Source organism: Chromobacterium rhizoryzae (assembly GCF_020544465.1).
Taxonomy (GTDB): Bacteria; Pseudomonadota; Gammaproteobacteria; order Burkholderiales; family Chromobacteriaceae; genus Chromobacterium.
This window is the reverse complement of record NZ_CP066126.1, coordinates 325,089-346,558: the sequence shown is the minus strand read 5'-3', so window position 1 is coordinate 346,558 and position 21,470 is coordinate 325,089. Positions and strand designations below refer to the sequence as shown.

Genomic DNA, 21,470 nt, shown 5'->3' with positions numbered 1-21,470 from the left:
CCGGTATTTCCATATCCCGCTCTATGCCTTCAGAATTTTGTTGACAATTATTGTCGTTGGCAAACACTATCGTCAACATAAATTGTCGACAATTTTAAATCGCCATCGCGAACAACAAGATCGACAACAGGTCCGCCAGATCGGGCCGCACAACAAAGGAGAAACAACCGTGGGCAAATTGACCACCCATGTGCTGGACACCATGCACGGCAAGCCGGCGGCGGGCGTGCGCTGCCAGTTGTACCGGCTGGACGGAGAACAAAGGCTGTTGCTGGCCGAGGCGACAACCAACAGCGACGGCCGCTGCGAACGGCCGCTGCTGGAAGGCGAGCAACTGCGCGCCGGCGTGTACGAACTGCTGTTCCATGCCGGCGATTACTTCGCCGCCCAAGGCGTGAAGCTGCCGGAACCGCGCTTTCTAGATCAGGTGCTGCTGCGCTTCGGCGTCGCCAAGGCGGACGAAAACTTCCATGTGCCGCTGGTCCTGACGCCGTGGAGCTACTCCACCTACCGCGGCAGTTGACGCTGTTCCCGTCCCCCACCCGGAAACCTCGCCATGGAAAACTACCTGCTGGAGCTGGGCAACCTGCTGCTGCGCTGGTTGCACGTGATCGCCGCCATCGCCTGGATAGGCGAATCGATTTACTTCGTCATGCTGGACAACAGCCTGTCGCCGCCCGCCCCCGCCGATGCCCGGCGCGGCCTGCACGGCGAGATGTTCGCCGTGCACGGCGGCGGCTTTTACCATAACCAGAAATACCTGGGCCAACCGCCCTTCCCGCTGGACGACAAACTGCACTGGTCATTCTGGAAATCCTACGCCACCTGGCTGTCCGGCTTTGGCCTGTTCTCCCTGCTCTACCTGCTCAATCCCGCCTTCTACCTGGTCAACCCCGCCAGCCCCTGGGCCTGGGCGGCGGCCTTGTCCGGCGGCGCGGCCGCCTTAATCGCCGTCGCCTTCCTCTTGGGCGGCTGGCTGGCCTACGATCAGCTCTGCCGCCGCATCAGCCCGGACATGAACCGCGACGGCGCGCTCAGCCTGGCCGTGGCGCTGCTGATGGCGCTGGCGGCCTACGCCAGCAGCCACATCTTCCAGGGCCGCGCCGCCTTCCTGATCACCGGCGCAGTCATGGCCACCTGCATGTCGGCCAATGTCCTGTTCTGGATCATCCCCGGCCAGCGCCGCATGGTGCGCGCCATCCAGGCCGGCGACAAACCCAATCCGCTGGATGGGCTGCGCGGCAAGCAGCGCTCGGTGCACAACACCTATTTCACGCTGCCGGTGGTGTTCCTGATGATCAGCAACCACTACGCCTTCACCTTCGGCAGCCGCCACGCCTGGCTGATCATGGTGCTGTTCATCCTGTCCGGCGCGCTGATCCGCCAATACTTCGTGCTGCGCCACTCCGGCCGCCAGCGGCCGCTGCTGCCGGCGCTGGGCGGCCTGCTGCTGGTCGGCGTGGCGGTATTGGCCGCGCCGCCCCCGCCCAATACCGCGCCCGCGGCGCCGCAAGCCGCGGCGGACGCCCCTGAACCGGCGGCGGCGCAAACGGCGGCCGACGCCCGTCTGCGACAGATTCACGCCATCATTCAAAACCGCTGCCTCTCCTGTCACTCGGCCACGCCCAGTCAGGCCGGTTTCGTGGCGCCGCCGGCCGGCCTGAAGTTTGACGATGCGCAGGAGATTCTCATCAACGCGCACCGAATCAAGCAGGCGGTGGCGTCCAAATACATGCCGCTGGCCAATTTGACCCAGATGACCCAGGAAGAGCGCGAGACTCTGGCGAAATGGGGGCCGGCGCCCGGCCGCTAACGCAACGCCGACCCGTTTGAAAATGGCGAGCGGCTTAGCCATATGGGTTGACTGGGGATAACTTTCCCATTCCGCCCCATCTGTGGATATCTTGAAACGATCAAGAAGAAGCCGCCTCGCCTTGACCCCCGCCCGCCGCTCGGCAACAATCCCCCACGTTGCCGCCAAAACAAGCGGTACACGGGATTGGCGTCCCGTCCTCTACTTACCAACTTCTACTTACGCGGCATGCCGCGTGAGCAGCTTTACTATGGCCGTGCCATTTGGCAGGCGCATGGTGGCCCATGAGCCGACGCTTCAACGATTTGATTTGTTTAGACGCCAATCCTGTTCCCTCTTAATGGGCTCAGGTGCTTCATCTTGTGTTATTCATCAGGAGAAACACCATGCAACAGCCTCAAAACTTTCCCCCGCGCCGTCGCTACAAACTGAACGCTCTGGAACAACAAAGCGCACTGCTGCCCTTCGTCCGCTTCTGCCCCGGCCGCACCTACCCGCATTACTGGCAAATGCCCACGCCCAGCAAGGATCTCCTCGCCGACCACGCTTATGGCCGCGAATGCGCGGCTCACCTGTTGCAATGGCTGAAGGACAATCGGGAATACGTCGGCAAAGGCCTGCTCAGCCGCGTGGCGCGCGACATCGATTTTGACGACCGCGCCGGACGCGGCCAGTGGATGGGCTTTTTCAACTATCTGGAAATCATGATGCTGCTGGGCGCCGACCGGGTCCGGGTTTACCGCCATGTCGATAGCCAGCACCAGATCTACCTGGCGCTGGGACAGCGCTTCAGCCTGGAAGCGCGCTTCCGCCGCATCCGGCTGCGAAACCGCTAAGCGTCTTGCGGTGGGTATCGCTGCGCTCCACCCACCCTACGGTGGAAGGTTTGGTCGGGGGCATTTGTAGGGTGGGAGGAGCCGTAGGCGATACCCACCAAGCCCCGCCGCCAAGGTCCAAGCATCGGTCCCACCACGTTTCCGCGTGGGTATCGCTGCGCTCCACCCACCCTACGGCGGATGGTTTGGTCGGGGGTATTTGTAGGGTGGGTGGAGCCGAAAGGCGATACCCACCAAACCCCGCCGCCAAGGTCCAAGCATCGGTCCCATCGCGTTTCCGCGTCGGCATCGCCGCGCTCCGCCCACCCTACGGCGGATGGTTTGGTCGGGGGTATTTGTAGGGTGGGTGGAGCTGAAAGGCGATACCCACCAAAGCCCGCCGCCAAGACCCAAGCATCGATCCCATCGCGTTGCCGCGTGGGCATTGCCGCGCTCCACCCACCCTACGGCGGATGGTTTGGTCGGGGGTATTTGTAGGGTGGGTGGAGCCGAAAGGCGATACCCACCAAACCCCGCCGCCAAGGTCCAAGCATCGGTCCCATCGCGTTTCCGCGTGGGTATCGCTGCGCTCCTCCCACCCTACGGCAGGAGGTTTGGTCGGGGGTATTTGTAGGGTGGGTGGAGCCGAAAGGCGATACCCACCAAACCCCGCCGCCAAGATCCAAGCATCGATCCCATCGCGTTTCCGCGTGGGTATCGCTGCGCTCCACCCACCCTACGGCGGATGCTTTGGTCGGGGATATTTGTAGGGTGGGAGGAGCCGATAGGCGATACCCACCAAGCCCCGCCGCCTTTCCTTGCGCGTCACGCTTAAGGAGTGTGTGGAACGACGGCTACCGCAAACACGAGCCGGAATGAAAACGCGCGTCCTAGCCCTCAGGACGCGCCGCCTTGCCAACAGACGCCGCCGAGCATGGGTTCCGCCCAAAAAGGCGGACGGACGCCCTCCTCCGTTGTTTTGGCCATTTCCACCCAGGCGTCTTGCTTGCTCCACTCGTACAAGACGCCGGGCTGGATCAGATGCAGGTAGACGCGCTCGAAGGCGGACGACTCCAACAGATGATGGGTGGCGGCGGTCAGCGCCGCTTCCTGGATGAAGGCGGGAAACAGGGTGGTGGCGGCCACGCCGCCGAACTGCGGGATATTGGCCGCCAGCAGCAGGCTCAATTCATAGCCGGGCTTGGCCGCATAGCGCTTCACGCACTTGGCTTGGATACGGTATTTGATCGCGGCGATGGGCGCGTTGGGCACACTGATCGCCGCATCCTCGCCCTGCTGCGCCTGGCGCACTTCGCGGGCGCGCAGACAGCCCTTGCCGCCGCCGAACAAGTGCTCGTCCGCATGCACTTCCGTCACTTCGAAAGCGATCCGCCGGCCGTCGCTGAGGGTGGCGCCCACATCCGGCAGCGGCGGCGGCCAGGACTGCCGGTCCACTGCGTGCAAACCCTTGCGCTGCAATAAACGCAGCACCAGTTCCAGCTCTTTTTGCGCTTTTGAAGCCATCGGCCTCCCCCAGCCTGCGTCCGCTGGCGTTGCGGCGCGGCTGCGGCCGACAACGCCGGGGCGCGGTTATTTTGGCTATCGCTCAACCCAACCCGGCACAAGATATTTCTTTTTAGCACAAAAAATAAGCTATTCAGATTGGATTTAAAGTTTGATAAGCGATAGCGCTGCGCCGGGGGGCTTCAGTGCAGGGAATCTCCTTCGCCGGGCAGCACCACGAACTCGCCGTTCAGGCCGCCCACCGCTTCGCCGCCGCACTCCAGCGCCACGGCAAGCCGCAAGCGCCCCATGCGTCCGCGCCGCAAAGCCCGCTCCAGCTTGTCCCAGTCGGCGGCGTCCGGCGCGGCGGCGCGGGCGAGGAAGTCGGCGGCGATGGGCTTGTCGTAGCGCATGTCGTTGCCGTGAATGATGACGCGGCCGGCCAGGCCGCGCTCGCGCAAGCGCATGAACACCAGGCACCAGGCGGCGAGGATGGCCACCGCCGAGGCGCTGCCGCCGAACACGGTGGCGCGGTGGTTGATATTGGGCGCCAGCGGCGCGCTCAGGATCACCCGTTCGCCGCTGGCCTCGGCCACGCGGACCGCCATCGCGGCGGACAGCGGGATGTGTTGATGGAGGTAGTCTTCAAGCGCCTGTGGACTCATGTTGTTCTCCCGATTCGGCGCGCCCGGCTTTGGCGCCGCCGCCCTCATTCTGCCCCAAGAGGTGGCGCTGGAAAAACCACAGGCTATGGCCCAGTTGCAGCACCTGGTTTTCCCGTTTGGCCGCGCCGTGGCCTTCGTCCGGGAACAGGATCAGGCCGCCGTCCACGCCCTTGCCGGCCATCGCGCGGTACATTTGCAGCGCCTCGCCCACCGGCACCCGCGGGTCGCTGACGCCCTGGATGATCAGCAGCGGATCGCGCAGCTTGTCGATGTGATTGATGGGCGACAATTGCTCCAGCGCGGCGCGGTCGCGCTCCAGGTCGCCGTATTCGGCGGCGCGCAGCGCGCGGCGGTAGGGCGCGGTGTTTTGCAGGAAGCTGACCAGGTTGGCGATGCCGACATTGGACACGCCGGCGTCGTAGGCGCCGGCGAAGATGGTCATCGCCGCCAGCGTGGAATAGCCGCCGTAGCTGCCGCCCATCACGCCGATCTTGGGCGCCACGCCGTCCGCGCCCCACTGGCTGCGGATGTAGCGCGCGGCGTCTTCGATATCGGACAGCACTTGCAGCCGGCGCGGACCGTTGTCGCTGTCCAGCCAGCTCTTGCCGTAGCCGACGGAGCCGCGCACATTGGGCTGCACGTAGATGAAGCCGGCATCGACGAATAACTGGGCCTGCGGCAAGAAGCCGGCCCGGCTCTGGCTCTCCGGCCCGCCGTGAAAGTGGACCACCACCGGGCAGGGCGTGGCCGCGCAGCGCGTCGGCCGGCGCACGAACATCGGAATCGGCGTGCCGTCGCGCGCCGGGTAGCTTTCCAGGCTGACCTTGGCGAAGCCCCGGGTATCCAGTTCCGGCGCGGACGGCAACAGCCACTGGCTGAGTTTGCCGCGCTTGCTGTCCCAAACATGGCTGCTGGCCGGCGCAGTGTCGGTTTCCACGCTGAAGTTGACGTAGCGGCCGTCGCGGCTGAGGTTGACGACGTTGACCTGGGCCGCGCCGGGAAAAGCCGGCAGCTTCAGCGCGCGATAGCCGCGGCGGCCGTCCAGCGCCAAGGCCTTGCCGTAACCATCCTGGCTCAGGGTGTAGTAGACGCGGCCCCGCTCATGGTCGATGTTGAGGTTTTCCACGTCGCCGCGCGCTTCCGGCGTCAGCGCCTGGAAAACGCCGGCGCTCCACAGATAAAGACGGTGGTATTCGCCGAACTTATTGCTGCGCACCAGGTATTCGCCGTCGCGCAGGCCGAAGTCCATCCGATAGTCGACGGCCTCGCCCTGGCCCAGCAGCGGCTGCAAGGCTTTGCCGTCCGGCGTCCATAAATAGAATTCCGCGCTGGCGTTGCTCAGCGTCTTTTGCAGCAATAGACGGCCGTCGTCGCGGTGGTCGGCGATGCTCCAGGCCCCGCGCTCGCCGAACAGACGCTCGCGGCGGCCGTCGGCCAGCCGATAGCGATACAGGGTGTAGCTGTCGGCCCGCTCGTCGTTGCTGCGGTAGTACAGCCATTGGCCGTCCTTGCTGAGAAACTGGAACTGGGTCTGCACGCCGGGCTTGTGCTGGACTTCGCGCAGCGCGCCGCCGGCGGCGGCTTGCAGATAGAGGCCGGGATTTTCCTCGCCCTTGCGGTCGCGGCTGAGCACCAGCCAGCGCCCGTCCGGACTGACGTCCTGGATCAGGGTGGCGTCTTCGCCGCCGGTAAGCTGCACCGGAAAGCGTTGCGGACCGTCCAGCCTCCAGACCTGCGGCACGCCGGTGACGCGCCAGCTGAAATACAAGGCCTTGCCGTCCGGGGACAGCACGCCGGCGCCGGGCGCGCGCAGGTCCAGCATATTCTGCACTTTGCGGCTCAGCTCCGCCGGCAAGGGCGCGGCGCGGTAGCGCGCCACCTCCTCCGCGCTGACGCTGGCGGCGCCAAGGCCGCTGTAGCCGCCGGCGGCACAGTCATGAGTGGACAACATCATCAACGCTGCGGTGGATAAGGCACGGACCATCATGACGACTCCTGAACCATTGGGCGGGCGACCAGTATAGCGGCCATGACAAAGCCATCGCAATTTGCATTATTCTCATGCCGACTCTGCGACACTTTGTCGCATGCTAGGGGGATGAGCAGGCGCTAAACTGATGCGGCTAATCCTCATTCGCATTTGTCGCCGCCAATGGCCGACACGCGCGCTAACCCTGATCCGCAAAGAGCTACGATGAAAAAGATCGCCCTGCTGGCCTTGCTGGCCGCTTCCGGCTCCGCCCTCGCCCACGTCACCCTGGAAACGCCCACCGCCGCCAGCGGCGGCTATTACAAGGGCGTGCTGAAAATCGGCCATGGCTGCAACGGCAGCCCCACCACCGCCATCAGCGTGGAAATGCCGGAGGGCGTGCGTCTGGCGCAGCCGATGCCGAAAGCCGGCTGGGAGGTGGAGGTGAGCAAGAGCGCGGTCAAGCCTTTCGACAATTACGGCCGCAAGGTGAGCGAGGATGTGAGCCGCATCACCTGGAAGGGCGGCAAGCTGCCGTCCAATTTCTACGATGAGTTCGTATTCCAGGCCAAGATCGCCGCCCAGCCGGGCAAGCTCTACTTCAAGGTGAAACAGCTGTGCGAACAGGGCGAAACCAATTGGGCGGACATTCCGGCCCCCGGCCAGGACGCCCATGACTTGAAAAGCCCGGCGGCGGAGCTGACGGTGACCGCCGGCGCGGCCGGCCATCATCATTAAGAACCTATTTACGATCTGCTGCGCGTCGTGGAACGTGGCTCGGTGAGTACACCTTGGAAACGCTCATGTGCCTTATGTACATTCCGCTTCCTCTGCGGTTTTCGCCTTGTCTCGCCTTAGCGCGCAAGATCGTAAACACGTTCTCGGAACGGATTCCTTGCGCCGGCCTGATCCCGCTTGCAAGCGGGCCGGCCAAAGGCATGAAAAACGCCGGCGGCGAGTCTCTCGCGGCCGGCGTTGTTGCATGGATGGGTGGGATCAGCGGAATAAGCCTTTGAGCAGATCCGCGCCCTGGGACAGCAAATCATCGCCCTGCGGCAGCTGGCCGTTGGGGGTCAGCTTGTCCACCAGGCCGGGCAGATGTTCGGCCACCAGTTGCGACACTTGCCCCTGGTCCAGGCCCACTTTTTCCGCGATGCCGGCGAGTTGATCGCCGCCCAATACTTGCTGGATCTGCTCGGCGGACACCGGCAGATTCCCGCCCTGCCCCACCCAGGACGACACCAGCTCGCCCAGACCGCCTTGCTGAAACTGTTCCAGCAGTCCGGACAAGCCGCCTTGTTGTTGCAACAAGCTTTGCAGGGCTTCGCCGGCGCCGCCTTCCGCGCCGCCGGACAGCAAACCGCTCAAGGTATCGAATAAAGCCATGGTGCTCTCCTGTTTGCCGCGCACGGGGCGCGAATCTTGGTGAATGTCCCGCCGGATCAAGCGGCCAGCAGGCCCGCCAGCCCGCGCATGGTCTGCCAGGGGTCGCCGACTTCCACGCCCTTGATCTGACGGTCTATGCGCGCGCATTCGTCCAGCGCGGTCATCAGCTTGCGCGGGCCGATGCGGCGCAAGGCCGGTTCGGCCAGACGCTGCTTGTCGCCCCACAAACGCAGTTCGCGCGCCATGTCGCGCGCGTTGCGCCCATCCTTCAGGCCCTGGCGCAGACGCAGCAACATGCGCACGTCTTCGGTCAGCGACCACAACACCAGCACCGGCGCCTCGCCTTCGGCCATCAGGCCGTCCAGCATGCGCAGCACCCGCGGCACGTCGCCGGCCAGCCAGGATTCGGACAGATGGAACACGTCGAAGCGGGCCACATTGGCCACCGCGGCGCGCAATTGCTCCAGCGTCAGTTCGCCGGCCGGATACAGCAAGGCCAGCTTGTCCACTTCCTGGCGCGCGGCCAGCAGATTGCCCTCCACGCGATCAACGAAGAAAGCCAGCGCCTCGCCGCCCAGCACCTGGCCCTGGGCCTTGAGCCGGCGCGTGATCCAGCCGGGCAGCTCGGCGCGCCCCACCAGGCGGGCCTCCGCCGTCACCGCCAGCTTTTCCAGCGCCTGGAACCATTTGGACTGCTGCTGCGCGCGCTCCAGCTTGGGCAGGGTGATCAAGGTCACCGTGTCCTGCGGCGGCTGCGCCGCCAGCTGTTGCAGCGCTTCCGCGCCTTCGGTGCCGGGTTTGCCGTTGGGAATGCGGATTTCCAGCAGCTTGCGCTCGGCGAACAGCGAGACGCTGCTCATCGCGTCGCGCAATTGCGACCAATCGAAACCGGCCTCCACCGTCAGCACTTCTCGCTCCTGATAGCCTTGCTCGCGCGCCGCCTGGCGCAGCGCGTCGGCGGCTTCCAGCGCCAGCAGCGCTTCCTCGCCGTGGATCAGGTAAAGCGGCGCCAGGCCCTTGCCCAGCGCCGCGATCAGCGCGTCAGGGCTTAGGCTGGGCATCGGCGGGCTTCAGGCTTTGCGGGCCGGTCAGCGGCGCGGCGGCCGGCTTTTTCAGATAGGCCAGCCGGCGCACGATCTGCTCGGCCGCGTCGCGGCGGGCATCGGCCCAGATCAGCGCTTCTTCCTGCTCCTTGCCGAGGATGGCGCTGTCGGAGTAGTTCATGCTGCGGCGCACGACCACCGTCATGTCCGGCTCCACCGGCACGCCGAACAGCACTGTGCGCACCACGGCGGTGTAAGTCAGCTGGTACTCGTTGATCTTGCCGCCCACGTTCAGGGTCAGGATGTCCTTGGACTGATTTTCGCTGAGGATGGTCACCACCGCCTCGGCCTGCTTGGGATTGCCCAGCACTTGCAGACGCGGGTCGCGCGCCAGCACGGTGCGTACGTCGCCGGCCACCGCGGTGTTGCCGCCGTCGAAATACATCGAGGCGAACGGCAGCGGCTTCATCGGGCCGCCCAGACCGCGCAGGTGGAAGCCGCAGGCGCTCAGCGTAAGGGCCAGCAGCGCCAGCCACAGCCATTGCAGGGAAAGTCTCATTCGCGATTCCTTATCGGGAAACAATGCTTGCCTGGCCCGGCCCGGGGCGCGATCCGCGACCCGGAGCCTAAGCCACGCCGGTTTACAGCACGATGTTGACCAGGCGGCCCGGCACCACGATGATTTTCTTGGCCGGTTTGCCTTCCATGAACTTCTGCACGTTTTCATGCGCCAGCGCCGCCGCCTCGATCGCGTCCTTGGCCGCGTCGGCGGCCACGGTGACGCTGCCGCGCAGCTTGCCGCCCACTTGCACCATCAGTTCGATCTCGCTCTTGATCAGCGCGCTCTCGTCCACTTTCGGCCAAGCTTGTTGCAGCAATTCGCTGCCCGGACGCAAGGCGTTCCACAACGCGTCGCAGATATGCGGCACGATGGGGGACAGCAACAGGGTCACGGCTTCCAGCGTTTCCTGCGCCACGGCGCGGCCGGCGTCGCCGGAGGTGTCGGTCTTGTCGTAGGTGTTCAGCAGTTCCATCACCGCGGCGATGGCGGTGTTGAATTGCTGGCGGCGGCCGTAGTCGTCGGCCACTTTCTGGATGGTGGCGTGCAGCTTGAAGCGCAGGTCTTTCAGGCCGGCGCTCAGTTCGCCGCCGCTGTAAGCCGGCGCCAGGCCGGTTGCGACATGCTCGTTCGCCGCCTTCCACAAGCGCTTGAGGAAGCGGAACGCGCCTTCCACGCCGGCGTCCGACCATTCCAGGCTCTGCTCCGGCGGCGCGGCGAACATCATGAACAGGCGGGCGGTGTCCGCGCCGTAGTTTTCAATGAATTCCTGCGGGTCCACGCCGTTGTTCTTGGACTTGGACATTTTCTCGATGCCGCCCACCACGACCGGCAGGCCGTCCACGCGATGCTTGGCGGCCACGATCTTGCCCTTGGCGTCGCGCTCCAGCACCACGTCCTGCGGCGCGATCCAGTCGGTGGCGCCGTTGGGCAGTTCGCGATAGAAGGTTTCGCACACCACCATGCCCTGGGTCAGCAGGCTCTTGAACGGCTCGTCGCTGGACACCAGGCCCTCGTCGCGCATCAGCTTGTGGAAGAAGCGCGCGTACAGCAGGTGCAGGATGGCGTGTTCGATGCCGCCCACGTACTGGTCCACTTGCAGCCAGTAGTCGGCCGCCTTCTTGTCCACCATCGCGGTGTCGCACTTGGGCGAGGCGTAGCGCGCGTAGTACCAGCTGGACTCGACGAAGGTGTCCATGGTGTCGGTTTCGCGCTTGGCCGCGCCGCCGCATTTCGGGCAGCTGGTTTCGTAGAATTCCGGCATCTTGGCCAGCGGGGAGCCGGCGCCGTCCGGAATCACGTTCTCCGGCAGCGTCACCGGCAGGTCTTTTTCCGGCACCGGCACGTCGCCGCAGCTCTGGCAGTGGATGATGGGGATAGGGCAGCCCCAGTAGCGCTGGCGGGAAATGCCCCAGTCGCGCAGGCGGTATTGGGTTTTCTTCTGGCCGGAGGCCTTGGCTTCCAGATCGCCGACGATGGCGTCGAAGGCGGCGGCGAAGTTCAGGCCGTCGTATTTGCCGCTGCCCACGGTGCGGATGCTGTCGTCCTTGGCGGCGTACCAATCCTGCCAGGCGGCGGCGTCGAAGTTGTCTTCGCCGCTGGCCGGCGCGTAGACCTGCTGGATCGGCAAGCGGTATTTGTTGGCGAACTCGAAATCGCGCTCGTCATGCGCCGGCACCGCCATCACCGCGCCTTCGCCGTAGCCCCACAGCACGTAGTTGGCCACCCATACCGGCAGCTTGGCGCCGGTCAGCGGATGAACGACGAACAGGCCGGTGTCCATGCCCTTCTTTTCCATCTTGGCCACGTCGGCCTCGGCCACGGAGCCGGCCTTGCATTCGGCGATGAAGGCTTGCAGCTCGGCGTTGCCGGCCGCGGCCTGGCTGGCCAGCGGGTGTTCGGCGGCCACCGCCACATAGGTGGCGCCCATCAGGGTGTCGGGACGGGTGGTGTAGACCTTGAGCTGGCCGGCGTGGCCGATGCTGGCTTCGTCGTAGGCGAAGGCCACGTCGGAGCCGAAGCTCTTGCCTATCCAGTTGCGCTGCATGGTCTTGACCTGTTCCGGCCAGCCGTCCAGCTTGTCCAAATCCGCCAGCAGCTGCTCGGCGTAGTCTGTGATGCGGAAGTAGTACATCGGGATTTCGCGCTTTTCCACCAGCGCGCCGGAACGCCAGCCGCGGCCGTCCACCACTTGCTCGTTGGCCAGCACGGTCTGATCCACCGGGTCCCAGTTGACCACGCCGTTTTTCTTGTAGATCACGCCTTTTTCAAACAAACGGGTGAACAGCCACTGTTCCCAGCGGTAGTAGTCCGGCTTGCAGGTGGCCAGCTCGCGTTCCCAGTCCAGCGCAAAGCCCAGGCTGTCCAGCTGCTGCTTCATGTATTCGATGTTGGCGTAGGTCCAGGCCGCCGGCGCGCCGCCGTTTTTCATCGCGGCGTTCTCGGCCGGCAGGCCGAAGGCGTCCCAACCCATGGGCTGCAGCACGTTGAAGCCTTGCAGACGCTTGAAGCGGGCCAGCACGTCGGTGATGGTGTAGTTGCGCACATGGCCCATGTGCAGCTTGCCGGACGGATAGGGGAACATCGACAGCGCGTAGTATTTGGGACGCGACGCGTCTTCCACGGCTTTGAAAGCGGCAGTCTTCTGCCATTTCTGCTGGGCGGCGGCTTCCACCGCGCGCGGGCTGTATTGTTCTTGCATGGCGATCTTTATCTGGACTCTGAAATACAAAAGGCGGGCTGCCCGGAGGCGCCAGTGATGCGCTCCGCTCCGGATAGCCCGTCCGCAAAAAGGTTGCCCCCATTATAACGGCGTCTTCGCTTCCGCGATAAGACCCCAAAAAAACAAATGCTTGGCCGGCTCCTTGACCCGTCGCCGTCAAGGGCAGGGCTTGACGCCCCAGCCTTTGCGGCCGCGCCAGCAGGAGAAATCCTCCTTCACCGAGCGTATGGTCCAGACATTGCCTTCGCGGGAGAGCTGGAAGCGCTGGCGCATGCCCTTGACGCTGTCGTCCATCAGACCTTCGCGCAGCAGCGCGATGCTGGCCTTGTCGAAGGCTTCCGGCGGGCTGGTCTGGATCACTTTCAGGCTGCGGTATTCGAACTGGCCGTCTTCGCCCAGCCGGTTCTTGGCGAAGCGCAACACCACTTCCAGCGGCAGTTCGCCGGGCTGGCCGGCAAAGGGGAAGCGCGTCTCGTCGCTATAGGCGGAGGCGGCGGCGGGCATTCCGGCCAGTAAGGCCGCGGCGCAGAGAACGATGGTTTTCAATTGCCAGTCTTTCCTTGTCGAAAACCAGATTCGACCGGCCTACGCGCCAAATAGTTGCGCGGGCTTAGAAGCGATTCAAAGTCTGCCGCGCTTCGGCGATACCGCGTTGAAAACGCTTTCAGGATGCTCATGCGCCACCTGTGCATTCCGCTTCTTCAAGCGTTTTCGCCTTGTCTCGCCTTCGCTCGCGAGATCGTAAACACGTTCTTAGACCCGGCCGGCCAGATGGGCGTCGCGGAAGCGCTCCAGTTGCCGCAGCAGCGCCTCGAGTATGCCCGGCTCCCACACAGAGTGGCCGGCGGCTTCCACCAGTTCGTAGTGGGCCTGCGGCCAGGCCTGGGCCAGCCTCAGCGCGGTGGAGGGCGGGCAGACCACGTCGTAACGGCCTTGCACGATGGCGGCGGGAATGTGGCGGATGCGCGCCAGCCCATCCAGCAGCGCGCCTTCCGGCAAAAACACGCGGTTGACGAAGTAATGGGCCTCCAGCCGCGCCAGCGACAAGGCCACGTATTCGCTGCCGGCGCGCTCGGCGGCATCGGCATTGGGGCGCAGCGCGACGCAAGCGCCCTCGTAGCGGCCCCAGGCGCGGCAGGCCGGCAGGTGCACCGCCGGGTCCGGATCGGTCAGCCGCCGGTAATAGGCGGCCAGCAAATCGCCGCGCTCCGCCTCCGGGATGGGCGCGACGAAGCGTTGCCACTCCTCGGGAAAGAACTGACCCATGCCGTGCAGAAACCAGTCGATCTCGCGGCGCTCGCCCAGGAAAATGCCGCGCAGAATCAGGCCGCTGACGCGTTCCGGATACGCCTGGGCGTAAGCCAGCGCCAGCGTGCTGCCCCAGGAGCCGCCGAACACCAGCCAGCGCTCTATGCCCAGTTGCTCGCGCAGCCGCTCGATGTCCGCCACCAGATGGGCGGTGCTGTTGTCGCGCAGCTCGCCGCGCGGCGAGGAGCGGCCGCTGCCGCGCTGATCGAACAGCACCGCGCGGTAAAAACCGGGGTCGAACAACTGGCGGCAGGCCGGCACGCAGCCGTCTCCGGGCCCGCCGTGCAGATAGAGGACCGGATACCCCTGCGGCTGGCCGCACTGCTCCCAGTACATGGAATGCAAGCCGTCCAGCGGCAGCATGCCGCTGGCAAACGGTTCTATCGGCGGATACAGCATGGCTTCTCCATCAAAAGTTCGGTTTCTCAGAGCCTGTTCAAAGGCTCGCGAGCCAGAGCGAGACAAGGCGAAAATTAGCGAAAAAGCGGAATGTACGAGGGGTACTGAGCATTTTGAGCTGGTTTTTAACGCCGTATCGCCAAAGCACAGCAGACTATGAACAGGATTCTTAGCCGCGCAGCAGGCTATACAACATCTCACTGGCCATCGTCGCCATCAAGGCGGCGAACACCTGCTTCAAACGGGCCACCGGCAGCTTGTGCGCGGCGCGCGCGCCCAGCGGCGCCATCAGCACCGTCATCAGCATCAGCGCCAGCATCGCCGGCAGGTAGATAAAGCCCAAGGCGCCTGCCGGCAAGCCGGCAACGCTCCAGCCGCTGTAGAGATAGCCGACGGCGCCGGACACGGCGATGGGCCAGCCCAAGGCCGCGCTGGTGGCGATGGCGGTGTGCACCGGCACATTGCACCAGCTCATATAGGGCACGCTCATCGAACCGCCGCCTATGCCCACCCAGCTGGAGATCATGCCTATCGCGCCGCCGGCGCCCCACTGCCCGGCCTGGCCCGGCATTCCGCGGCTGGCTTGCGGCTTGAGATTGAAGAACATCTGCACGGCGACCAGGTAGGCATAGCCGACGAAGAACCATTTCAACGCCAGCCCGGAAATCGCGCCGGCGATCAGGCTGCCCAGCAAGGTGCCGACCACCATCGCCGGCGCCATCGCCCGCACAATGCGCCAGTCCACCGCGCCCTTTTTATGATGAGCGCGCACGCTGGACAGGCTGGTGAACACCATTACCGCCAGCGAGGTGCCCACCGCCAGATGCTGAGCATGGTCGCCGCCCAGATGCGCGGCGGACAAGACCCCCAACACCACGGGCACGATGACCAGGCCGCCGCCGACGCCGAGCAGGCCGGCCAGAAAGCCGGCCACCGCGCCGCAGGCCAGCAGCGCCAGAATCAGCGGCACGCTCAGCATGCCAGCAGCTGTTCAGTGATATAGCGCCATTCGTCCTCGCTCAGCGGGGTGATGGACAGCCGGTTGCCGCGCTTGAGCACCGTCATCTCCGCCAGCGGCGGGTGCCGGCGCAGCTCGGCCGGGGACAGCAGCCGGGTCTTGCGCAGGAAACGCACGTCCACCGCCAACCAGCGCGGCGCGTCGGGAGAGGACTTGGGGTCGTAGTAAGGGCTTTCCGGGTCGAACTGGCTGGAGTCCGGATGCGCGGAGGCGGCGATTTCCGCCAGGCCGGCCACGCCCGGCTCCGGGCAGGACGAGTGCCAGAACAGCAGCCGGTCCCCCTCTTGCATGCCGTCGCGCATGAAGTTGCGCGCCTGGTAATTGCGCACGCCGGTCCACTCGAACAAGCGTTCGGGCTCGGCGGCGAGATCGTCGATCGAGGTATCGTCCGGTTCGGACTTCATCAGCCAGTATCGCATGGGCAATGTCTGTTAATCAGTCAGGGAAAGGGTTAACGCTTGCTCAATCTTACTGGAAAGATTGCGGCTTAGGCTGTCTTCACCGCCCCGAAAGGGGGTTCTGAAGCGATATGGAAAGGGAAGACCATGAAAACGCATGAAAAACAGCTGGTGATGGGCCTGTTGCTGAGCGGCGCCTTGAGCGCCTGCGTGGTGGTGCCGCCCCGGGCGGCGCCGGTAGTCGTCAGACCCGCGCCGGTGGTAGTGCGCCCGACGCCCGTCGTGGTGACGCCCGTCTACGGCTATTACGGCGACTACGGCCGCCGCCCCTGGCGCTAAGCCGCGCGCAGATACAGCCAGCCGCCCAGCAAGGCCAGATTCAGCGCCGCGCCGCACCAGAACAGCAGCCGGAACGGCTGCTTGACGGTTTTGTGGCGAAACAGCCGGCGCGCCATCAGGCCGCCGGGCCAACCGCATAGCACACCCAACCACAGCAGCCGGGCTTCCGGCGTGCGCGGCCCGCCGCGCTCCGCCGCCCGCTTGTCGCGCCAGTACAGAATGAAGCAGAGCAGGCTCAAGCTCAGATACAGCCACGCCACCGCCCACTCCAGCCGCCCCAGCAGGGCCAAGGCCGGCAAAACGGCCAGGAAGACGATGGCTATCGGCATAGGGGGCTCAAAGGCAGCCGGCGCAAGCCGGATTCGGTCAGCAAATAATCCAGCCGGACGTCCCAGGGCTCGCGCGGCACGCGCTCGACGCGCTGGCAATCGTAGGCCACGCCCACCAGCAAGGGCTTGCCGAACAAGCGCGCGCGCTGGCGGAAGGCCAGCGTGGTGTCGTAGAAGCCGCCGCCCTGCCCCATGCGATAGCCCTCGTCGTCGATGGCCAGCAGCGGCACGAACAACACGTCCAGCCGTTCGGCGCGCAGCGCCGGGCCATCGTATTCGGCGATCCGGTAGCGCGGATGCAGATACCAGCGGTCAGCCGCGCCCAGACGGCTGAACCACAGCCGGCGGCCACGCTGCGGAATCTGCGGCAGATAGACTTCCGCGCCGCGCCACAACGCTGCGCTCATCAGGATTTCCAGATCCAGCTCCGAGCCGGCGGCCAGATAAGCGCCCACGCGCTTGCCGCGCTTGAGCAGCCGCGAGGCGTAACGCGCGATCACCCGCATCGCCTGCAAACGGTAAGAAGCGCTCAGGGCCTGACGCGCGCGGCGAATTTTCCTGCGCAATGCGGGCTTGTCGACGGAAAACGGATCGGAAACAAGAGAGGGTGCGGTCATGGCAGAGGGGGGAGCCCCCGCGAGTGTCGTTCGGGCAAAATTCGCTTGTACCCTGTTTCCAGGGAGGGCCGCCTGCCAGTCATTTCGGGCGCATCCTCAAGAGGACGCGGCACGCCCATGACTCACGCTGGCAGCCTGAAGCGAACGCATTGGTACAAAGGAATTGTGTGCCTTCACAAACACCGCAGGGGGTACTGACCTTGGTGTTCGCCAGCGGGCTGCGGTTTAAAACAGCGCTTGCTGGCTTTCGCGGAGCGCCTGGTCGGCTGCTTCGCTCATACTGCGTATTTTACGCTGAAACGCCGCCATCTCCAAGCCCTCTCCCACTTTTGTCTTCAACAAATCGTGGGCGATGTTCAAGGCGGCCATGATGGCGATCTTGTCGGCGTCCATCACCTTGCCGTGCTGCTGGATCATTTCGATCTTGCCGGCCAGCAGACGCACCGCCTCTTGCAGCGTTTCCTTTTCTTCCGCCGGGGTGCCGATGGTGAAGGAACGTCCCAGCAGTTCGATTTCAACCTGAGCCACGTCGCTCATTCCGCATCCTCCGACGCCTTGGGCAGGCGCTCGACCAGAGCCGCCACCCGCGCGCGGGTTTCGTTCACTCTGAAGTTCAGCTCCGCATTGTCGCGCAGCGCTTCGGACAGCGCTTCGGCAAAACGGCCGTTTTGTGTTTCAAGTTCGCGAATGCGCGCCACCAACGCCGTCACCCGCGACTCGAGATATTCCAGTTCCTTGTCCATGGCGGCGAGGATAGCCGGCGCTCACTTGGCCGTCAAACCCAGCCGCTGCCGCGCTGTGTCCAGCGCGAGACACAGGGCCGCCGCGCCGTCCACCAGCCGCGGGCCGGGCACGACCATGGCGTCGCCCGGCAAGGCGAACAAGGCGTCTTTGGCCACCGCCGGCAGCGTCTGCCAACGACGCCACATCCGCAGGCTGGCCTCGTCACCGGCCAGAATGGCCTGCGGACGCGCGGCCACCACGGTGGCGGCGGACACTTGCGGCGCCGGCTGCCGGACATCGCCAAACACGTTGACGCCGCCGCATAAGCTGATCAGCGGCCCCATGAAGCTTTGATCGCTGACGGTGAAAATGGGCGTTTGGCTAACCTGATAGAACACCCGCACCGGCGCGCGCGCGCCGTAACGCCGGCGCAACTCGGCCAGGCGCTGGCGATAGCTCGCGGCCGCCTTGCCGGCCGCGGCGTCCACGCCCGCCAGCCGCCCCAAGGCCAGCATTTCCTTGGCCACGTCGTCCGGCTGCAAAGGGTGACTCAGATAGACGGGAATGCCCAGGCCGCGCAAGCGCTCCAGTTCGCGCGGCGCGCCGCCGTCGCGCCAGGCCACCACCAGATCCGGCCGCTGCCGCATCACCGCCTCCAGGCTGAAGCCGGTGAAGCTGCCCACCCGCGGCAAACGCTTGGCGGCGTCCGGATGGTCGCTATGTTCCACCGTGGCCACCAGCTTGTCGCCGGCGCCCACCGCGTACAGCATTTCCGTGGCGTGCGGCACCAGGGTCAGAATCCTTTGCGCCGGCTGCGCCAGCGTGATGGTCTGGCCACCGCCGTCCTGGGCGCTGACCGCCGCCAAAGCCGGCAGCGCGCCCAGCAGCAAGGCCAGAACCGGCAACCGTCTCATATCTCGCCTTTCAACACCAGCGGCAAGCCGCAGGCCACCAGCGTCACCCGCTGGCAGACCTCCGCCACCGCTTGATTCACCCGCCCCAGCTCGTCGACGAAGCATCGGGTCTGGGCATTGGCCGACACCACGCCCCAGCCGATTTCATTGCTGACCAGCAGCACCTCGCCTCGGGCCTGTTCCAATGCCGCCAGCAGCGCGGCGCGTTCCTGTTCGAAACCGGCGGTGTCGAAACCGCCGTCCTCGTTGAAAAAGCGCATCAGCCACATGCCCAGGCAGTCGACCAAAAGCAGGCCGCCCGCCGCGTCGCGACGCAGCAGCTCGGCGGCCAAGCCGCGGCCGGCCTCCGCTTGCGACCACGCCGCCGGACGCCGTCGACGATGGTGTTCGACGCGAGCGGCGAACTCGGCGTCGCCGCCGCGCAGCTCGGCCGTCGCCAGATAGCAGACCGGACCCGGGTGGGCCAAGGCCAGGGTTTCGGCGTAGCGGCTCTTGCCGCTGCGCGCGCCGCCGGTGATCAGGTGGAGCATGGTTACACCTCTACACTTTTACTGCGCCTGGTAGGTGACGCCGAGATAACCACCTAAACCACTGGTGTTGTAGCCATAAGCCGTGGTGTAGCGTTTCTCGAAGACATTGGTCAGACGCATCATTGCCGTCCATTCCTTGGCTAAACGGTAGTTGGCGAACAGATTGGTCAATGAATAACCGCCCAGCGTGACTGGAACATTGGGATAAGGCCGGTAGTCAACATCCGGACGCTTGGCGCTAGCCTGCCATTCAACCCCTGTGATCGCCTTACCCCAGTCATAGGCGGCACTCAGTTGAGCAAAGGCACGCGCACGACGTTGCAACTGTAAATGGCTGCTCTCATCAATCGGATCCTGGTAGGTAGCCGAACCGCTAAGATCCCACGCACCATATGTAGCAGCGCCGGACAAAGTGACGCCCCTAATATGGGCATCACGATTGAGGGAGTGGTCTTTCTGATAAACAATCAGGTTTTCAATTCGATTATCAAACCAGGACAGTTCCAAGCGGCGGCCTTTACCAAGCCACTTCAAGCCCAGCTCGATATTACGCGAGGTTTCAGGCTGCAATGACGGGTTGCCATAGTTGGGCCAATACAAGTCATTGAAGGTTGGCGCCTTGTATGCCGTTCCATAGCTGGCACGCGCAGTCAACTCATCGCTGAAGCGATAACCATAGGCCAGCTGTCCTGTCGTCTTACCTCCAAACTGGGAGTCCCTATCATTGCGTAGGTTTGCCTGCACCAAATTATGGCCGAACTCCCCGGAGTAGCCTACAAATCCGGCATTATTGGTGCGTTGAGTCACCGAGTACCCATTCGGCAAATAAGTAGATTGACCGTCAACATTCTGCTGAGTATGCACCGCGCCAGCCAAGAAAGTGCCTATGCCTGTCTTGATATCATTCTGCCAGAACCATTCATTCTGACGAGTTTCTATCAAGCTGCTACGGTTAACCATATCACTGGCAACCCACGTCTCTTGACGATCAACGGTATGACTGAAACGCAAAGTGCTGGACCAATGATCAGTCAACGCGTTTTTTGATTGAATCGTAAAGCCGTTTTGCCTGTTTTTCTGCAAATCTTCGCCCACAGACGATTGGTCGAAATCAAGTTTGCTAAAGGTTTGAAAAGCACGCACTGTCAGTTCATGCCCCGGCAACAGTGTTTGGGTAACGTTAGCGCTATATGAAAGGTTGCGATACGGATCTCGATCCGGATTGTAGTTTGAACTGTCCCGATTCGTCGCGGAAATACCTTCGTTCATTTCATGGTTCAAATTCAGGCTGAACGCCGTATTCTCAACTTTACCGCTGATCCCTGCCCCGGCCTTCATCAGGCCATGGTCGCCCACACCAAAGCTGGCATTCAACTTGGGACTACCTTTGCCTTCACGAGTAAAAATCTGGATCACACCACCAATCGCATCCGCGCCATATAGACTGGAACCAGACCCTCTCAAAATCTCCACTCTCTCGATCTGTTCGAGAGGAATGTTCTCCACTGCGCTGGTGCCTGTTGTAGCCGAGACGATACGCACGCCGTCCACTAACACCACCGTCTGATTGGCGTTGGCTCCACGCATGAAAATACTGGACGGTGCACCACGCGTTCCCGTACTGACAATTTCCAGGCCACCTTGACGCGACAGCAACTGAGGTAAGCTGGTTGCCGCTGATTGCTCAATCTGCTCACGCGTAATCACACTCACATCGGACAAGGTCTTGGAAATTTCCTGCGGCTGGCGCGTAGCAGTCACCACTACCGGATCCCCGGCGAACTCGGGCACATTGGCGGCATAGGCCTGGCCGGCGCAGGCCAGCGAGACCAGCAAGGCGCATTGTTGGGGTTTGAACATGAAACACACTCCACATCGAATCTGGCCGCCGCGACGGCATGGTTAGGAAGAGTGCGAAGAAGGCATGAAAAGGGGGACGCCGCGGCAGGACGCCGGGCCGTCTGTCGGATCGCCTCCCCGCGATACTCCAGTGCGGCCGCCTTCCGGGCGGCCATTGGGCGGGCGCGAGTGTGGTTTCCATGATCGCGCATGCCAGCAGGCCGGTCTCCGGGCTCGGCCTTGCGGCGATGCGCCTTCCCATCCGATGGACAGTGGCCCTTGCATCGCCTGGGCGTTGAGGTTCAACGTCTCGCGCGTCGAGCGCGACTCGGTTGAACAGCTTCACACGCCAGGCCTTACCGTTGCGGGGGCAGCGCCGGTCTTGCACCGGCTTCCCGTTTCATCCGCGGCGCTTGAGCCGCGGACACCTGCTAGGTTCCGGATTATACCGGAGAGCATCCCGACGGGATGGCGCCAAAAGAAATATGTTTAGTTAGGATCAAATCGTCCACCGGCTGCGGGTTGCCCCGGTGGCGGGCTATCGCTTAAAGTCGCCGCTGAATCACTCTCTCATCCAGGCT

The 21,470-nt window shown here is 64.2% G+C and carries 23 protein-coding genes, 1 other RNA gene and 1 riboswitch; of the genes, 5 read left to right on the top strand and 19 right to left on the bottom strand.

Translation table 11 applies throughout. From position 1 onward, the window contains the following. Positions 1-169: 169 nt before the first annotated feature. The 3 genes from uraH to JC616_RS01470 all read left to right on the top strand — a co-directional run bounded on the left by uraH (position 170) and on the right by JC616_RS01470 (position 2,649). Complete coding sequence (gene uraH / locus JC616_RS01480) at positions 170-523, top strand: hydroxyisourate hydrolase (RefSeq protein ID WP_107797751.1); 354 nt, start codon at positions 170-172, stop codon at positions 521-523. Between the two features lie 33 nt (positions 524-556). Next, positions 557-1,813: a urate hydroxylase PuuD gene (locus JC616_RS01475; RefSeq protein WP_227106377.1), complete on the top strand. Its 1,257-nt coding sequence runs from the start codon at positions 557-559 to the stop codon at positions 1,811-1,813. A 386-nt stretch (positions 1,814-2,199) separates the two neighbouring features. Beyond that, entirely contained in the window at positions 2,200-2,649 is a 450-nt protein-coding gene (locus JC616_RS01470) for a hypothetical protein (RefSeq protein WP_107801411.1), read from the top strand. Between the two features lie 876 nt (positions 2,650-3,525). Here JC616_RS01470 and JC616_RS01465 read toward each other — a convergent pair. The 3 genes from JC616_RS01465 to JC616_RS01455 all read right to left on the bottom strand — a co-directional run bounded on the left by JC616_RS01465 (position 3,526) and on the right by JC616_RS01455 (position 6,783). Continuing rightward, entirely contained in the window at positions 3,526-4,152 is a 627-nt protein-coding gene (locus JC616_RS01465; protein ID WP_107801121.1) for a hypothetical protein, read from the bottom strand. A 182-nt stretch (positions 4,153-4,334) separates the two neighbouring features. Further along, positions 4,335-4,796, bottom strand: coding sequence for a YiiD C-terminal domain-containing protein (locus tag JC616_RS01460; protein WP_227106375.1), 462 nt, complete (start codon positions 4,794-4,796; stop codon positions 4,335-4,337). Beyond that, on the bottom strand, positions 4,777-6,783 hold the full coding sequence (locus tag JC616_RS01455; protein ID WP_227106374.1) for a prolyl oligopeptidase family serine peptidase: 2,007 nt from the start codon (positions 6,781-6,783) through the stop codon (positions 4,777-4,779). Before JC616_RS01455 ends, JC616_RS01460 begins: the two co-directional genes overlap by 20 nt. A 207-nt stretch (positions 6,784-6,990) precedes the next feature. Here JC616_RS01455 and JC616_RS01450 point away from each other — a divergent pair, with 207 nt between their 5' ends. After that, complete coding sequence (locus tag JC616_RS01450; RefSeq protein WP_227106373.1) at positions 6,991-7,503, top strand: YcnI family copper-binding membrane protein; 513 nt, start codon at positions 6,991-6,993, stop codon at positions 7,501-7,503. Between the two features lie 258 nt (positions 7,504-7,761). Here JC616_RS01450 and JC616_RS01445 read toward each other — a convergent pair whose 3' ends face one another. The 8 genes from JC616_RS01445 to JC616_RS01410 all read right to left on the bottom strand — a co-directional run bounded on the left by JC616_RS01445 (position 7,762) and on the right by JC616_RS01410 (position 15,619). Then, on the bottom strand, positions 7,762-8,151 hold the full coding sequence (locus tag JC616_RS01445) for a YidB family protein (protein ID WP_107801124.1): 390 nt from the start codon (positions 8,149-8,151) through the stop codon (positions 7,762-7,764). Positions 8,152-8,207: 56 nt separating this feature from the next. After that, the gene (gene holA, locus JC616_RS01440) at positions 8,208-9,212 is read right to left on the bottom strand and encodes a DNA polymerase III subunit delta (RefSeq protein WP_107801125.1); all 1,005 of its coding nucleotides are present in this window, start codon (positions 9,210-9,212) and stop codon (positions 8,208-8,210) included. Then, a complete protein-coding gene (locus JC616_RS01435; protein ID WP_107801126.1) occupies positions 9,193-9,753 on the bottom strand; it encodes an LPS-assembly lipoprotein LptE in 561 nt (186 codons plus the stop codon). The genes holA and JC616_RS01435 overlap by 20 nt, the downstream gene beginning before the upstream one ends. Positions 9,754-9,835: 82 nt before the next feature. Then, positions 9,836-12,454 carry a leucine--tRNA ligase gene (gene leuS / locus JC616_RS01430; protein WP_227106372.1) on the bottom strand — a complete coding sequence of 873 codons (2,619 nt, stop codon included), beginning with the start codon at positions 12,452-12,454 and terminating at the stop codon, positions 9,836-9,838. Between the two features lie 177 nt (positions 12,455-12,631). After that, positions 12,632-13,021: a hypothetical protein gene (locus JC616_RS01425; protein ID WP_107801128.1), complete on the bottom strand. Its 390-nt coding sequence runs from the start codon at positions 13,019-13,021 to the stop codon at positions 12,632-12,634. Between the two features lie 207 nt (positions 13,022-13,228). Continuing rightward, the gene (gene pip / locus JC616_RS01420) at positions 13,229-14,182 is read right to left on the bottom strand and encodes a prolyl aminopeptidase (protein WP_227106371.1); all 954 of its coding nucleotides are present in this window, start codon (positions 14,180-14,182) and stop codon (positions 13,229-13,231) included. A gap of 169 nt (positions 14,183-14,351) precedes the next feature. Then, positions 14,352-15,161: a sulfite exporter TauE/SafE family protein gene (locus JC616_RS01415; protein ID WP_107801130.1), complete on the bottom strand. Its 810-nt coding sequence runs from the start codon at positions 15,159-15,161 to the stop codon at positions 14,352-14,354. Beyond that, on the bottom strand, positions 15,155-15,619 hold the full coding sequence (locus JC616_RS01410) for an EVE domain-containing protein (protein WP_227106370.1): 465 nt from the start codon (positions 15,617-15,619) through the stop codon (positions 15,155-15,157). The genes JC616_RS01415 and JC616_RS01410 overlap by 7 nt, the downstream gene beginning before the upstream one ends. 126 nt (positions 15,620-15,745) lie before the next feature. Here JC616_RS01410 and JC616_RS01405 point away from each other — a divergent pair, with 126 nt between their 5' ends. Beyond that, a complete protein-coding gene (locus JC616_RS01405) occupies positions 15,746-15,937 on the top strand; it encodes a hypothetical protein (RefSeq protein ID WP_227106369.1) in 192 nt (63 codons plus the stop codon). On the opposite strand, the gene JC616_RS01400 is transcribed toward JC616_RS01405, so the two are convergent. The 8 genes from JC616_RS01400 to JC616_RS01365 form a co-directional block, all read right to left on the bottom strand. Continuing rightward, complete coding sequence (locus tag JC616_RS01400; protein WP_107801133.1) at positions 15,934-16,266, bottom strand: DUF1294 domain-containing protein; 333 nt, start codon at positions 16,264-16,266, stop codon at positions 15,934-15,936. The two genes, JC616_RS01405 and JC616_RS01400, sit on opposite strands and share 4 nt — an antisense overlap. Next, positions 16,257-16,832, bottom strand: coding sequence for a 5-formyltetrahydrofolate cyclo-ligase (locus JC616_RS01395; RefSeq protein WP_264372991.1), 576 nt, complete (start codon positions 16,830-16,832; stop codon positions 16,257-16,259). The genes JC616_RS01400 and JC616_RS01395 overlap by 10 nt, the downstream gene beginning before the upstream one ends. 61 nt (positions 16,833-16,893) lie before the next feature. Next, positions 16,894-17,077: non-coding RNA, 6S RNA (gene ssrS / locus JC616_RS01390), on the bottom strand. 31 nt (positions 17,078-17,108) lie between these two features. Further along, positions 17,109-17,420 carry a cell division protein ZapA gene (locus JC616_RS01385; protein WP_019101793.1) on the bottom strand — a complete coding sequence of 104 codons (312 nt, stop codon included), beginning with the start codon at positions 17,418-17,420 and terminating at the stop codon, positions 17,109-17,111. Continuing rightward, a complete protein-coding gene (locus JC616_RS01380) occupies positions 17,417-17,626 on the bottom strand; it encodes a hypothetical protein (protein ID WP_048409989.1) in 210 nt (69 codons plus the stop codon). Before JC616_RS01380 ends, JC616_RS01385 begins: the two co-directional genes overlap by 4 nt. Before the next feature lie 21 nt (positions 17,627-17,647). After that, positions 17,648-18,520, bottom strand: a complete 873-nt coding sequence (locus JC616_RS01375; RefSeq protein ID WP_227106366.1) for a cobalamin-binding protein — start codon at positions 18,518-18,520, stop codon at positions 17,648-17,650. Further along, positions 18,517-19,050, bottom strand: a complete 534-nt coding sequence (gene cobU, locus JC616_RS01370) for a bifunctional adenosylcobinamide kinase/adenosylcobinamide-phosphate guanylyltransferase (protein WP_227106365.1) — start codon at positions 19,048-19,050, stop codon at positions 18,517-18,519. Before cobU ends, JC616_RS01375 begins: the two co-directional genes overlap by 4 nt. 18 nt (positions 19,051-19,068) lie before the next feature. Further along, a complete protein-coding gene (locus JC616_RS01365; RefSeq protein WP_227106364.1) occupies positions 19,069-20,910 on the bottom strand; it encodes a TonB-dependent receptor domain-containing protein in 1,842 nt (613 codons plus the stop codon). Between the two features lie 181 nt (positions 20,911-21,091). Then, positions 21,092-21,336, bottom strand: a riboswitch (cobalamin riboswitch). Positions 21,337-21,470: the final 134 nt, after the last annotated feature.